The sequence below is a fragment of the Nocardia neocaledoniensis genome, assembly GCF_003182135.1.
Classification (GTDB): Bacteria; Actinomycetota; Actinomycetes; order Mycobacteriales; family Mycobacteriaceae; genus Nocardia; species Nocardia neocaledoniensis.
In genome coordinates this window covers 578,636-592,409 of sequence record NZ_QGTL01000002.1, presented here as the reverse complement: position 1 = coordinate 592,409, position 13,774 = coordinate 578,636, and the positions used below count along the sequence as shown (strand labels likewise).

Below are 13,774 nucleotides of genomic sequence, written 5' to 3'. Positions count from 1 at the left end.
AGCTCAGTCGGATTCCAGCGTCACAGGCACGTCCACCTGCCTGCCATCGCGGATCAACTGCACGTTCACCGTCTCGCCGATCTTGCGCGCCTGCACGGCGACGACCAGCTCGTCCGGGTTGGTGACCTCCCGATCACCGATCTTGACGATCACATCGCCCTCCACGATCCCCGCCTTGGCGGCCGGGCTGCCCGGGGCGACATCGGCCACGGCCGCGCCGCTCATCACCTCGTTGGCGACGGTCTTGGTGCGCGCGCTCAGGCCGATCACCGGGTGGTGCATCTGGCCCTCGCGGATCAGGGTCTGGGTGACGGTGGTCATCACGTCGACCGGGATGGCGAAGCCGAGGCCCACCGAACCGCCGGTCTCGCTGCGAATGGCGGTGTTGATGCCGACGACGCGGCCCTCCATGTCCACCAGCGCGCCACCGGAGTTACCGGGGTTGATCGCCGCGTCGGTCTGCACCGCGTCGATGACGGCGTTGGTGTCGCTGCCCTCGCCCGCCAGCTTCACCGGACGGTGCAGGGCACTGACGATGCCGGACGTGACGGTCTTGCTCAGGCCCAGCGGCGAGCCGACCGCGAGCACGTCGTCGCCGACCTGCACGTCGGCGGACTTGCCCAGGGTGGCCACGGTCAGGTTCTTGGCCTCGACCTTGAGCACGGCCAGGTCGGTCTTGGGGTCGCGGCCCACGATCTCGGCGGGCACCCTGGTGCCGTCGGAGAACTGCACCTGGATCGCGGCCCGGTCGGACTTGTCGGTCGCGGCCATCGAGATGACGTGGTTGTTGGTGACCACGTACCCGCCGCCGTCGATGACGACGCCCGAGCCGGTCGCGCCGTTGTCGCCGACGGTGACCCGGATCGAGACCACCGACGGCAGCACGGCATTGGCGACGGCGGCGATGCGGCTGTGCGGCTCCTCGATCCCAGCGCTCTGATCGAGGGTGACCTTGCGTGAGGTCAGCGTGGACGCGGTCTCGGCGGTGATTCGCCCGACCAGACCGCCGAGCACGGCGATGCCGAGCGCGAGCGCGGCGAGTACGGCCAGCGCCTTGGGCGCGACGCGCGAGCCGAACAGGACCTCGCGGGCGGACAGCTTCGGGGCGACGGGCAGGCGGTCGGCGGCGGGGGTGGGAACGGCGGGCGCGCCGAGGCGGGCTCCCGCGGCCGGATCGCGCCAGGGATCGACCGGACCGGCGACGACGGTGCTCGGCTCGTCGGAGCCGGGTTCGCGCTGCAGCAGTTCGTCGGAGCCCGCGGGCCGGGCGAAGGCCTCGGCCAGCACGCCGTCCGGCGGGCGCTGGGTGACCAGCTGATCGGCGTCGTCGCGTTTACCGGGCAGATTCGTCTCGTGCGGCGCGAACGAGCCGGTCTGGCCGTTGGGGCGGCGGAACGCGCGCGCGGTATGACTGTCGATGTGCGGCCGGTACACCGGACGCGGGCCCAGGTTCGGCGCGTCCGACGGCCGCAGGTTCCCCCGGTCGGCCGCCGAATCCGCGTGTTCGGTCGATCCGGAATTCGTCGATTCGCCTGTCACGTCCGAGACTCTACTTGCGCCGCCAGGTTGTCCACCGGGTCGCGGTGAAGGAATCGGTGATGAATCCGAGAAATGCCTCGTTACGGCGCGGCGGTTCGGGCGAGGTGCCGGGCAGTTCGGCCAGCGGGATCCGGGTCAGGCTGTCGTGCAGGCTGCGGGGCACGGCCACCTCGGCGGCCCGGCGCAGCGCGATGCGCGCCTGCTGCTGGGCGTCGACCTCGGCCGCGCATTCGGGGCAGACCGAAAGATGCTGGGCGGCGCGCAGATACGCGTTCATCCGCAGCTCGCCGTCGACATAGGCCGCGATCGCCTCGCTGGCCAGGTGCTCGGTGGGCTGGAAACGCGGGCGACGACCGGACGTATTGGGGTCCACACTCATGCGGAGTTCTTCCTTCCGACCGACATCAACCGAGTGCCCGGCGACGTCGCGAAACGGCGTCACCCTGCGTAGGCGTCAGCGGAGTACCGCTGCTCAGTTCCATTATGCGCAAGGTACTCGCGCAGTGCCTGGCGCCCACGGTGGATGCGGCTGCGCACGGTGCCGAGCTTGACGCCCAGCGTCGCGCCGATCTCCTCGTAGGACAGGCCCTCGATGTCACACAGGACCACCGCGGCGCGGAACTCCGGCGCCAGCGCGTCGAGCGCTTTCTGCAGGTCGGGGTCCAAGCGCGCGTCGTGGTAGGACTCCTCGGGAGTCGGCCCCTCGGCGGGCACCCGGTCGTAGTCCTCGGGCAGCGCCTCCATGCGGATGCGGTTGCGGCGGCGGACCATGTCCAGGAACAGGTTGGTGGTGATGCGGTGCAGCCAGCCCTCGAAGGTGCCGGGCTGGTAGTTCTGCAGCGAGCGGAACACCCGGATGAAGGTCTCCTGGGTGAGGTCCTCGGCGTCCTGCGCGTCGCCGGAGAGGCGATAGGCCAGGCGATACACCCGGTCGGCGTGCTCGCGGACCAGTTCGTCCCAGGACGGCATGACGGTGCGATCGCCGGTCGCGTCGAAGGCCGCGGTGCCGGTGAGTTCGGCCTCGATCTCGTCACCGTCGACGGCGGTGAGTGGCTGTTCGGGCAGTGTGGCGTGACGCGCCGTGTCTACCATCGGGATGGGACACCTCCTACTCGGGACCGCTGGCACGAAACCACGCCGGTCCGGGTCAGCGAACCTTGCAACCGGAATCAACCAGCAACTGTCTGTGGTTGTTCCCGGGTCTCGTACCCGCCGCGATCGGCTGGTCTTGCGTAGGGCAACTATTTCCTGCCCCGATATGGGCCAGGTGTGGAGATCCTGAGTGTGACCTGAGAATCCGTGCCGGACCCGACCCTAACCCCGCCGGCACCGGAAAAGCAGCAGTTCGGAGCCCTTCGTGACCGTTCCGCAAACCTTCGGCAATTGCCGGGTTCCGGGACGACACCCACCGGCACCGCCGCTTTCGCTGAATACACAGACCCCTCCCGTGACATAGCCTCTTAGCTGTGGCATCGAACGTGGAGCGCAACCTGACTTATGTGGAGGAGTCCGTCGTCGAGGACGAAGTCCTGCTCGACGCGCGCGAACGGGCCACCGAGCTGGGCGCGGCGCCCGTGCCCGCCTCCGTCGGCGCCCTGCTGAGCATGTACGCGCAGATGCTGGGCGCCCGCGCGGTCGTCGAGATCGGCACCGGGGCCGGGATCAGCGGTTTGTGGCTGCTCGACGGCATGCGTGAGGACGGCACCCTCACCACGATCGACTCCGAGCCCGAGCATCAGCGCGCCGCCAAGGAGGCCTTCCGCACCGCCGAGATCGCCCCGGCCAGGACCCGGCTGATCAACGGCCGCGCGCTCGACGTGCTGCCGCGCCTCGCCGACGGCGCCTACGACCTCGTCTTCGTCGACGCCTCGCCCATGGAACATCCGCACTATGTGGAGCAGGGTGTCCGCCTGCTGCGCGAGGGCGGCGCGTTCATCCTGCACAACGCCCTGCTCGGCGGTCGCGTGCCCGATCAGGCCCAGCGTGACCCGGCCACCCAGGCCGTCCGCGCGGCGACCCGGGCGATCGCCGAGAACCCCGAGCTCACCAGCGTGCTGATCCCGATCGGCGACGGCCTGCTCTGCGCCTCGCGGGGCTAACCGACCCAGATCCCCTTGCCGACGGTGACCACGCCGCCGTGGCTCACCGCGAAACGCTCCCGATCGCGTTCCAGGTCGACGCCGATGATCTCGCCCTCGCCGACCACCACGTTCTTGTCCAGGATGGCGTGGCGCACCACCGCGCCCTTGCCGATCCGCACGCCGGGCATGAGCACGCTGCCCTCGACGGTGGCGCCGTCGTCGATCATCACGTTCGAGCTGAGCACCGAATTGCGCACAGTGGCCGCCGACAGGATCGACCCGGCGCCCACGATCGACTCCTGGGCCAGGCCGCCGCGCGCGAACTTCGCCGGCGGCAGGTTCTCCGCGGCGCCGCGGATCGGCCAGTGCTTGTTGTAGAGGTTGAACACCGGGTGCACCGACACCAGGTCCATGTGCGCGTCGTAGAAGGCGTCGATGGTGCCGACGTCGCGCCAGTAGCCGCGGTCGCGTTCGGTGGCGCCGGGCACGTCGTTGTCGGCGAAATCGTAGACGGCCGCCTTGCCCTCGGCGACCAGCGACGGGATGATGTCGCCGCCCATGTCGTGATCGGAATCGGAGTTCTCGGCGTCGGCCCGGATGGCGTCGACGAGCACGCGGGTGGTGAACACGTAGTTGCCCATCGACGCGAAGGTCATGTTCGGGTCGTCGGGGGTGCCGGGCGGGTGCGCGGGCTTCTCCAGGAACTGGGTGATCCGGCCGGACTCGTCGGAGTCGATGCAGCCGAACGCGCTCGCCTCGCTGCGCGGCACCCTGATGCCCGCGACGGTGACCCCGGCGCCGGAGGCGATGTGGCTGGCCACCATCTGCTCGGGGTCCATCCGGTACACGTGGTCGGCGCCGAAGACCACGATGTAGTCGGGGTCCTCGTCGTAGATCAGGTTGAGCGACTGCATGATCGCGTCGGCGCTGCCGGTGTACCAGCGCGGGCCGAGCCGCTGCTGCGCGGGCACCGGGGTGATGTATTCGCCGGTGAAACCCGACAGCCGCCAGGTCTGGGAGATGTGGCGGTCCAGCGAATGCGACTTGTACTGGGTGAGGACGCACAGACGCAGATAGCCGGCGTTGACGAGATTGCTGAGGACGAAATCGATCAGCCGGTACGCGCCGCCGAAGGGCACCGCGGGCTTGGCACGGTCTGCGGTGAGCGGAAACAGTCGTTTGCCCTCGCCACCGGCGAGCACGATCCCGAGTACGTGCGGCTGGCTCCTCACCCTGCTCAAAGTACAGGCTGGGCGGCACAACGGTGGCTCATGTCGACCCGAGGGTCTAATTTGGACCAGTGAGTTCTGGCACCGACAGCCCCCAGGCGGAGGCGGACCCGCTGCGAGTCGCGATGCTGACCCGGGAGTATCCGCCGGAGGTCTACGGCGGCGCGGGCGTCCATGTCACCGAACTCACTTCCCGGCTGCGGGATCTGGTGGAGGTGACCGTGCACTGCATGGGCGCGCCGCGCCACGGCGCCGTCGTGCACCGCCCCGATCCGGAGCTCTACGCCGCCAACGCGGCGCTGCAGATGATGTCGGCGCAGCTGCGGATGGCCGACGCCGTCGGCGCCGTCGACGTGGTGCACTCGCACACCTGGTATTCGGGATTGGCCGGGCATCTCGCCGGTGCGCTCTACGGCATTCCGCACATCCTCACCGCGCACTCGCTGGAACCGCGCAGGCCGTGGAAGGCCGAGCAACTCGGCGGCGGGTACCGGCTCTCGTCCTGGTCGGAACGCAACGCGATGGAGTACGCCGACGCCGTCATCGCGGTGAGCGAGGGCATGCGTGGCGACGTGCTCGACGCCTATCCGGCGATCGATCCGGGCCGGGTCCACGTGGTACACAACGGGATCGACGCGAGCGTGTGGCATCCCGGCCCGCCCGCGGGGGAGGACGCGCCCGTGCTCGACCGGCTCGGCGTCCGCGCCGACGCGCCGATCGTGTCGTTCGTCGGCCGGATCACCCGGCAGAAGGGCGTCGGTCATCTGCTCGCCGCCGCCGCGGATTTCGACCCGGACGTCCAGCTCGTGCTGTGCGCGGGAGCGGCCGACACCAGGGAACTCGAGCTCGAGGTGGCCGCCGCCGTCGACGGATTGCAGGCCAGGCGCGGCAACGTGTTCTGGGTCAGGGAGATGCTGCCGACCGAGCAGGTGCGCCAGATCCTCACCGCGTCCGCGGTGTTCGTCTGCCCCTCGGTGTACGAACCGCTCGGCATCGTCAACCTCGAGGCGATGGCCTGCGCGACCGCGGTCGTCGCCTCGGACGTGGGCGGAATCCCGGAGGTCGTCGCGGACGGCGAGACCGGGCGGCTGGTGCACTACGACGCCGCCGACACCGCCGAATACGAGCGCGGGCTGGCCGCCGCGGTGAACACGGTCGCCGGTGACGCGGAACTGTCCGCGCGCTACGGCGAGGCCGGACGGGCGCGGGCCATCGCGAAGTTCGACTGGGCACGGATCGCCGAGCAGACCGTCGAGGTCTACCGGAGTGTGCTGCGGTAACGCGCCCGGCTCGGACGCTGCCGAGGATTCACAGCGATCGCCCGCGTGAGAGGCGGACGTTCTCCGTGGCCCGGGTCGTTCAGGAAGCCGGGAGATAGACCGAGATGTCGACCGAGGCGGTGACCTCGGTGGTGTCCGGGAGGGCGGCGATGCGTGGGTCGTCGGTGGGGGTGCCGTGGAAGGCGGACGGGCCCATCGCGATGACGTTGGTGACGTCGTGCCGGGACAGTTTCATCGGGAACTCGACCAGGGAATGGTCGGCGCGGGTGAAGGCGCCTGCCAGGGAGTCGGCCAGGCGGCGTTCCTTGTCCGGGTCGACGCGGACCATGTCGAGCGGGCCGACCAGCTCGTTCAGGTGGCGCGCGGTGGGGGTGACCACGACGAAACGGCCGCCGGGGGCGAGCACGCGGGCCACCTCGGTGGGATTGCGCGGGGCGAAGACCGACAGCACCCCGGTGAGAGCGTCGTCGCGGATCGGCAGGCCGCGCCAGGCGTCGGCGAGCACCGAAGCCATGCGGGGATGCGCACGGGCGGCCCGGCGTGCGGCGGGCTTCGACACGTCGAGCGCGATCCCACGCGCCTGCGGCTCGGCGGTCAGCACCTCGCCGAGGTAGTAGCCGGTACCCGCGCCGACCTCGAGGATCACGGTGGCGGGAGACGAGTCGCCCGCGTCGCGGGGATCGCCTGCGGCCGCCGTGCCGAACGCGCGCGCGACGGCGGTGGCGACGGGAGCGAAGTGGCCCGCGCTCTGGAAGGCCGCGCGGGCGTCGAGCATGTCGGCGGTGTCGCCGGTCATCTTCGTCGACGCGCCGGTCAGCAGCCCGACATAGCCCTGGCGGGCGATGTCGAAGCTGTGCCGGGTGTCGCAGCGCAGCGCACGGTCGTGCGCGCGCAGTTCCGCTCCGCACTCCGGGCAGGCCAGGAGCGCGGCCAGCTCGGTGAGTGCCGTCAGCTGGTGACGCTCTTCAGTTCGTCACCGAGCGCCGCAGCCTCGTCCGGTGTGAGTTCGACGACCAGACGCCCGCCACCCTCGAGTGGAACCCGCATGACGATTCCACGACCTTCCTTGGTTGCCTCGAGGGGACCGTCCCCGGTACGGGGCTTCATGGCCGCCATCCTCTGCTCCCTCCAGATCTGCGCGGTCGAGTGCGCACCTGTTCTCTGACTCGCCGGGTGTTCGGCGGGCCACACCGGTCCTATTCTTCCCTATTGCCGACTCGGGCGGACACCTGAGTACGAAATGTGACCGCCGGGTCGGTTCCGTTCGCGGCGGCGCGCACCCAGCAACCCGCCAGGTGATCGTCCACCATTCCGGTCGCCTGCATCAGGGCGTACGCCGTGGTCGGGCCGACGAAAGCGAAGCCGCGACGCTTCAATTCCTTTGCCAGAGCAATGGATTCGGGAGTCGCCGCGGGGACGTCCGCGTTCGTCGCCGGGCGCGGGCGTGGCGCGGGCGCGAACGACCACAGCAGCTCGTCCAGGCTCACCGGCAGGTCCCGAGCAACCTTCGCGTTGGCGATGGCCGCGTCGATCTTGGCGCGGTTGCGCACGATGCCCGCGTCGGCCATGAGCCGGGTGCGATCTTCGTCACCGAACTCGGCGACCTTCGCGATCTCGAAGCCGGCGAAGGCGGCGCGGAAGGCGGGCCGTTTACGCAGGATGGTGATCCAGGCCAGCCCGGACTGGAACGCCTCGAGACACAGCCGTTCGAACAGTGCGTCGTCGCCGTGCAGGGGCGTGCCCCACTCGGTGTCGTGATAGTCGCGATAGAGCTGGGAGCCGCCCGCCCAGGTGCAGCGGACGAGACCGTCGTCGGGGAGGTCGGTCACGGTCGTTCCTGGCCGGGCGCCACCTGGGCCTGCCACTGCCGCATCTGCGCCAGCTCGAACTCGAGCTCGTCGATCCGCTCGGCCAGCCTGCCGAGCGCCCAGTCGACCTCACCGGCCTTGTAGCCGCGCATCACCTGCTGGAACCGCAGCGCGCGCACATCGGCGCCGGTGACGCCCTGAGCGGGCAGCACCGTGGCGGTCGTGCCCTCGGGTAACGGGCCCAGCTCCTCGGACCGGCCGAACACGGCACTGGCCACGAGGAAGAGCATCGCCGCGACGAGTCCGACGATGAGCACGTAGAGCAGCAGCGTCAGCATGTGCACAGCCTAGGCAACCCCACCGACAACTCCGGTTCAGAGATGGCGGGTGGTATCGATGCCCAGCGACATGCCTGCCAGCCCACGCTTGCGGACGGCGAGCTTGTCGGCCACCCCGCGCAGGGCCTTGGCGGCCGGATTGTCCGGGTCGCCGAGCACGATCGGGGTGCCCGCGTCGCCGCCCTCGCGCAGCGCCTGCTCGATCGGGATCTGGCCGAGCAGCGGCACCGTGGCGCCGACCGCGCGGGTCAGCCGATCGGCGACGACCTGGCCGCCGCCGGAGCCGTAGAGCTCCATCCGCGAGCCGTCGGGCAGATCGAGCCAGGACATGTTCTCCACCACGCCCGCGATCCGCTGCCGCGTCTGCAGGGCGATGGCACCCGCGCGCTCGGCGACCTCGGCGGCCGCGATCTGCGGGGTGGTGACGACGAGGATCTCCGCGCCGGGGATCAGCTGCGCGATGGAGATCGCGACGTCGCCGGTGCCGGGCGGCAGGTCGAGCAGCAGCACGTCCAGATCGCCCCAGAACACGTCGGCGAGGAACTGCTGCAGCGCGCGGTGCAGCATCGGACCGCGCCACACCACGGGCGTGTTGCCCTGGGTGAACTGCGCGATCGAGATCATCTTCACGTCGTGCGCGATCGGCGGCATGATCATCCGCTCGACCTGGGTCGGGCGGGCGTCGGTGCCGAGCATGCGCGGAATGGAGTGGCCGTAGATGTCGGCGTCGAGCACGCCGACCGACAGGCCGCGCTGGGCCAGCGCGACGGCCAGGTTCGCGGTGACGCTGGACTTGCCGACACCGCCCTTGCCGGAGGCGACGGCGTACACCCGGGTGAGCGAGCCGGGCTGGGCGAACGGGATCACCGGCTCGGCCGAGTCGCCGCGCAGCGACTTGCGCAGCTCGGTGCGCTGCTCGTCGCTCATCACGTCGAGATCCACGGTCACCGCGCCCGCGCCGGGCACATCGGCGACAGCCTTGGTGACCCGCTGCACGATCTCGGTCCGCAGCGGGCATCCCGAGGTGGTCAGATACACCTCGACGTGCACATCACCGCTCTCGGCGATGGCGATGGACTTGACCATGCCCAACTCGGTGATCGGCTTGCGGATCTCCGGGTCGTCGACCTTCGCGAGCGCCGCCCGCACATCCGCTTCCGTAATCACTGACATATGCCCGATTTTATGCTGCCTCAGATTCGGGGCAGGTCTTGGGGCTTGGGGGCGAGGCCGCTCGAGTACGAGCCGGACCAGGCCATGACGTTGGCGACGTAGGCCATCGAGTTGTTGTAGCGCAGGATCGCCTTGGACTGCTGGGAGAGGTCGCGCATGTTCAGGCCGCCGTCGCACAGGTAGCGGCCGGCGGTGAGCGCGGCGTCGAAGAGGTTCTGCGGGTCGGAGATGCCGTCGGCGTTGCCGTCGGCGGCGTAGCGGTGCCAGGTCTCGGGCAGGAACTGCATGGGGCCGATGGCGCGGTCGTAGCCGCCGAGGCCGTCGAGCTCGCCGCCGTCGCTGTCGTAGATGACGTTGTTGCCGTAGAGGCTGCCGTCGAGGACCGGGCCGTAGACGGCCTTGATCGGATTGCCGTCGGCGTCGGCCTTGCCGTAGGCGTGCGTGGACTCCACCCGGCCGATCCCGGCCAGCAGCGACCAGGACATCCCGCAGTGCGGATTCTCCACGGCCAGTTGCTCTTCGGCGTTCTGGTAGGCGGCGACCGCGATGCCGGGGATGCCGAGCGGTCCGGCGGGCAGATCGCTGGCCGCCCGATCGTCGGGCAGCGCAACGGTTTTCACCACCGGGTTGGCGGCGGGGGAGAGGCGGGCCTCCGCGTGCTCGACCACGGCGGCATCGGCCTGCGGCGCGGCGACGAGATCGGGCGCGACCTCGGCATCGAGACCGGGCAGGTCGTGCTCGACGGCCGCGGTGCTCGCGGTGCTCGCGTCGGTCGCCGCGGCGGTGACGGCCACGAGTCCGGCGGGAACCAATCCGGTCAGGGCGATGAGCGAGCTACGTCGAACCGTTGTCGCAGGCTGTTTCCGATGACGACCCATGCCCCGAGATTACCGCACCCGAGACCCTTTTGTTACCCCCTTGTGATCTGAATTTCGGTTTGATCTCAGGGGGCGGGCGGAGCGGGCGGCAGCGGGATAACGATGTTGAACGGCAACGTGATTCCGGGCTGCGGGGTCGGCGTGGGCGCGGCGGGCGCGGGCTCCTCGGTCGCCTCGATGCCCGGCTCCGGCGTCTTCTCCGGCACCGGCGTGGCCTTCTCGACGGGCGCAGGCACGGGCTCGGCGGTGGCCGGCGTGCACACCGGCGCGCTCGCCTGCTGATCGGTGGCCTGCTGCTCGGGCTGGGCCGGATCCTTCGGCGCCGCAGCGCCGAACGTCTGCTCGGCGGGCTTCGCGGGGTCGACCGGGTTCGGCATCTGGGCGGGCACCGGCTCGCTGACGCAGTCCTGCGGCGGGGCGACGGGTGCCGGGCAGAAGATGCCGCACGGGATCGGCGGCAGGCCTGGCAGCGTGATCATCACCTGCGTCGGCGTGGTGACCTTCGGGGTGTTGGGCGGCAGCTGGTTGGTCGTCGACGGCGGCGCCGCGGTGACGGGCGCGTCGGTCGAGGCGGCCAGCACGTTCGGCGAGACCATCGGCGCGCTGCCCGGCGGCACGATGTCGGGCGAGATCGTGACCTGGCTCGGCGCGCCACCGGTGCGGTACGCGGCCGACCAGCTCAGCACATTGGCCGCGTAGGACATCGAGTTGTTGTAGCGCAGCACCGCGCGCAGTTCCTGCGACGCGTCACGCAGGTTCAGCCCGCCCGAGCAGAGGTACTTGCCCGCGCCGAGCGCGGCGTCGAAGACGTTGTGCGGGTCGGTGGCGCCGTCGCCGTTGCCGTCGGCGGAGTACAAGGCCCAGGTGCTCGGGAGGAACTGCATCGGACCGACGGCCCGGACGAAGCCGCCGTCGGCTTCCTTGATGACCTCGTTGCCCGGCAGAGTGCCGTCGAGCGCGGGCCCGAAGATCGGGGTGGTCGAGGTGCCCGCGGCGTCGGTGCGGCCGTTGCTGGCATGCCCGGATTCGATGCGACCGATCCCGGCCAGCAGATTCCAGGTGAGCCCGCAGCCCGGTTGCGCCGTCTCGAGCGCCAGCTCGGCGTTGCGATAGGCGGCGAGCACGATCTCGGGGATGCCGAGGGCGCCGCTGCCGGTGGGCAGCGAGATGCTCTGCAGCGGAACGGTTCCGGCGAAGGGGGCCTGACTGTTCGCGGACGGGGTGAGCGCGCGCAGTTTGCGCGGCGCCTCCTGCGCGATCGGGAGCAGCCCGACGACCTCGGACGGGTCGGTCTCCGGCGCGTCGTCGGTGCTGCTCGCGGCGGCCGCCAGCAGGGCCTCCGGCGCGGTGGGCGCCTTGCTCGGCGTCGCGGTCTGCACCGTCGATCCGGACGCGACGAGTCCCGCGACGACAAGGGCCGACATCGTTATCGGAGCAGAGATTCGCATTGCGGCCACACCAACCCTCTTCGTCGAAGCAGCGGTCCGCAAGTCCCCCTCCGGCCCGCCCGGAACAACGTGACCCAGGTTACCTACCGGTCAGGTAGTTGTTGAGCATTTCCGGTTACTCGTCTGAACCACCTGGCGAAACCGGGGTAGGAGTGGGTGTTTGACCGGAGGTTTTCTTGCGGGCGGCCTTCCGTTTCTTTTCCGGCTTCGGCGCGCCGTCGGGCGTGGTAACCGCGTCGATGCGGTCGAGCACTTCCCTGATCTCCTCGAGCTCGCGGCGCAGGTAGTCGCGGGTGGCGACATCGCCGACGGCCAGCCGCAGCGAGGCCAGTTCGCGGGCCAGGAATTCGGTGTCCGCCTTGGTCTGCGCGGCCCGGCTGCGGTCCTCCTCGAGGGAGACCTTGTCGCGGTTGTCCTGCCGGTTCTGCGCCAGCAGGATCAGTGGCGCCGCGTAGGCGGCCTGCGTGGAGAAGGCCAGATTGAGCAGGATGAACGGGTACGGGTCCCAGCGCAGCGCGACCACGAACACGTTCAGGATGATCCAGACGATCACGATCACCGTCTGGATCGCGAGATACCGCCCGGTCCCGAGGAATCGGGCCACCTTCTCGCTGCTGCGCGCGAACGCCTCGGAGTCCCAGTCGAACGTGAACCGTGACCCGACCGGCGTCTCCAGCCGGGCGCGCGCCGGATTCTTCTCACTCACGCCGTCGTCCCTTCACCCATGTGCGCGAACGGTTCCTCGTCCTCGCGCCAGTCCTCGGGCAGCAGATGATCGAGGACGTCGTCGACGGTCACCGCGCCGAGCAGATGGTTCTCCGCGTCGACGACCGGTCCGCACACCAGGTTGTAGGTGGCGAAGTAGCGGGTCACCGCCGAGAGCGGCAGTTCCGGTGACAGCGGCGTCAGATCGGCGTCGACGATCCCGCCGACCAGATGCGCGGGCGGCTCGCGCAGCAGTTGCTGGATGTGCACGCAGCCCAGATAGCGGCCGGTCGGGGTGGCCGTCGGCGGCCGCACGACGAAGACCATCGAGGCCAGCGCGGGCGTGAGATCGGGATCGCGGACCCGGGCCAGCGCCTCGGCGACGGTGGTCGACGGACCGAGCACCACCGGTTTGGGCGTCATCAGGCCGCCCGCGGTGTCGGGGGAGTGCGCGAGCAGGCGACGGACCGGCTCGGACTCCTCCGGGTCCATCAGGGCCAGCAGCGATTCGGCCTCGCTCTCGGGCAGCTCGCCCAGCAGGTCGGCGGCGTCGTCGGGGTCCATCGCTTCGAGCACGTCGGCGGCGCGGCGCACCTCGAGGTGGCCGAGCAGGTCCACCTGGTCGTCGTCGGGCAGCTCCTGGACGACGTCGGCGAGGCGTTCGTCGTCGAGCGCGAGCGCGACCTCGACGCGCCGTTTCTCCGGCAGTTCGCGTAGCCGGTGCGCGACGTCGGCCGCACGGAGCCCCTCGAACTGCTCGAGCAGGGTGGTGACGTCCTGGCCCGGCCTGCCCACTTCGGCGGGGGTCAGCCCGTCGACCTGCGACCAGTCGACCACGTGCACGGTGCGCCTGCGCCCGATCCGGCGGTGCCCGCGCACCGCGACCCGGCCGATCACCCAGTCCCTCGTCCTGGTCTGCTCGATGCCGAGATCGGCGACGAACACGTCGACGCCGTCCAGGTCGGGCAGGCCGGGATCGTTCACCCGTACCTGGCTGTCGACGATCTGGGCCAGCGCGAGCATCTCGCCGGGCCGCTGCGCGAAGCGGCGCAGGCTCACGGTGCCGGTGTTGAGCGTGACGATGCCGGGCTCGATCGCGGTGACCCGCAGCATCGGCACGAAAATCCGACGCCGGGTGACCAATTCGACGACGAGGCCGTGCACCCGTGGTTGCTGGCGCCCGTGCCGGACGGCCACGACGACGTCGCGGACCCGGCCGATAGACTCCCCGTCCGGGCCCAGCACCGTCAGACCGGCGAGCCGGGCAACGTACACCCTGGTGGTTGCCATAACCC

Annotated in this window: 15 protein-coding genes; 2 read left to right on the top strand and 13 right to left on the bottom strand. The window is 70.3% G+C overall.

Annotated features, from left to right (window positions below; translation table 11 throughout):
* Window positions 1-3: 3 nt before the first annotated feature.
* The 3 genes from DFR69_RS07080 to sigE are packed head-to-tail and all read right to left on the bottom strand — an operon-like array spanning window position 4 to window position 2,631.
* Entirely contained in the window at window positions 4-1,539 is a 1,536-nt protein-coding gene (locus DFR69_RS07080; RefSeq protein WP_110036599.1) for a S1C family serine protease, read from the bottom strand.
* A 10-nt stretch (window positions 1,540-1,549) separates the two neighbouring features.
* The gene (locus DFR69_RS07075; RefSeq protein WP_110036598.1) at window positions 1,550-1,918 is read right to left on the bottom strand and encodes a zf-HC2 domain-containing protein; all 369 of its coding nucleotides are present in this window, start codon (window positions 1,916-1,918) and stop codon (window positions 1,550-1,552) included.
* A 59-nt stretch (window positions 1,919-1,977) separates the two neighbouring features.
* Window positions 1,978-2,631 (bottom strand): RNA polymerase sigma factor SigE, encoded by a 654-nt coding sequence (sigE, locus tag DFR69_RS07070; protein WP_244198126.1) that lies wholly within the window; start codon window positions 2,629-2,631, stop codon window positions 1,978-1,980.
* A 374-nt stretch (window positions 2,632-3,005) separates the two neighbouring features.
* On the opposite strand from sigE, the gene DFR69_RS07065 reads away from it, so the two are divergent.
* Window positions 3,006-3,638, top strand: coding sequence for an O-methyltransferase (locus DFR69_RS07065; protein ID WP_110036597.1), 633 nt, complete (start codon window positions 3,006-3,008; stop codon window positions 3,636-3,638).
* Here the strand turns inward: DFR69_RS07065 and glgC are convergent.
* Window positions 3,635-4,852: a glucose-1-phosphate adenylyltransferase gene (gene glgC / locus DFR69_RS07060; protein ID WP_110036596.1), complete on the bottom strand. Its 1,218-nt coding sequence runs from the start codon at window positions 4,850-4,852 to the stop codon at window positions 3,635-3,637. The genes DFR69_RS07065 and glgC overlap by 4 nt on opposite strands.
* 110 nt (window positions 4,853-4,962) lie before the next feature.
* On the opposite strand from glgC, the gene glgA reads away from it, so the two are divergent.
* On the top strand, window positions 4,963-6,129 hold the full coding sequence (glgA, locus tag DFR69_RS07055) for a glycogen synthase (protein ID WP_110036882.1): 1,167 nt from the start codon (window positions 4,963-4,965) through the stop codon (window positions 6,127-6,129).
* A gap of 79 nt (window positions 6,130-6,208) precedes the next feature.
* On the opposite strand, the gene DFR69_RS07050 is transcribed toward glgA, so the two are convergent.
* The 9 genes from DFR69_RS07050 to DFR69_RS07010 form a co-directional block, all read right to left on the bottom strand.
* Window positions 6,209-7,063 carry a putative RNA methyltransferase gene (locus tag DFR69_RS07050; RefSeq protein ID WP_110036595.1) on the bottom strand — a complete coding sequence of 285 codons (855 nt, stop codon included), beginning with the start codon at window positions 7,061-7,063 and terminating at the stop codon, window positions 6,209-6,211.
* A gap of 14 nt (window positions 7,064-7,077) precedes the next feature.
* On the bottom strand, window positions 7,078-7,245 hold the full coding sequence (locus tag DFR69_RS07045) for a DUF3117 domain-containing protein (protein WP_011211259.1): 168 nt from the start codon (window positions 7,243-7,245) through the stop codon (window positions 7,078-7,080).
* 80 nt (window positions 7,246-7,325) lie between these two features.
* Window positions 7,326-7,958, bottom strand: coding sequence for a DNA-3-methyladenine glycosylase I (locus tag DFR69_RS07040; protein ID WP_110036594.1), 633 nt, complete (start codon window positions 7,956-7,958; stop codon window positions 7,326-7,328).
* Window positions 7,955-8,275 (bottom strand): DivIVA domain-containing protein, encoded by a 321-nt coding sequence (locus DFR69_RS07035; RefSeq protein WP_110036593.1) that lies wholly within the window; start codon window positions 8,273-8,275, stop codon window positions 7,955-7,957. Before DFR69_RS07035 ends, DFR69_RS07040 begins: the two co-directional genes overlap by 4 nt.
* Before the next feature lie 36 nt (window positions 8,276-8,311).
* Window positions 8,312-9,448, bottom strand: coding sequence for an Mrp/NBP35 family ATP-binding protein (locus DFR69_RS07030; RefSeq protein ID WP_110036592.1), 1,137 nt, complete (start codon window positions 9,446-9,448; stop codon window positions 8,312-8,314).
* Between the two features lie 20 nt (window positions 9,449-9,468).
* Window positions 9,469-10,326, bottom strand: a complete 858-nt coding sequence (locus tag DFR69_RS07025) for a lytic transglycosylase domain-containing protein (protein WP_110036591.1) — start codon at window positions 10,324-10,326, stop codon at window positions 9,469-9,471.
* 65 nt (window positions 10,327-10,391) lie between these two features.
* Window positions 10,392-11,774, bottom strand: a complete 1,383-nt coding sequence (locus DFR69_RS07020) for a lytic transglycosylase domain-containing protein (RefSeq protein WP_167456178.1) — start codon at window positions 11,772-11,774, stop codon at window positions 10,392-10,394.
* A gap of 115 nt (window positions 11,775-11,889) precedes the next feature.
* Entirely contained in the window at window positions 11,890-12,480 is a 591-nt protein-coding gene (locus DFR69_RS07015; protein WP_110036590.1) for a DUF1003 domain-containing protein, read from the bottom strand.
* Window positions 12,477-13,769 (bottom strand): magnesium transporter MgtE N-terminal domain-containing protein, encoded by a 1,293-nt coding sequence (locus tag DFR69_RS07010; RefSeq protein WP_110036589.1) that lies wholly within the window; start codon window positions 13,767-13,769, stop codon window positions 12,477-12,479. Before DFR69_RS07010 ends, DFR69_RS07015 begins: the two co-directional genes overlap by 4 nt.
* Between the last annotated feature and the right edge of the window lie 5 nt (window positions 13,770-13,774).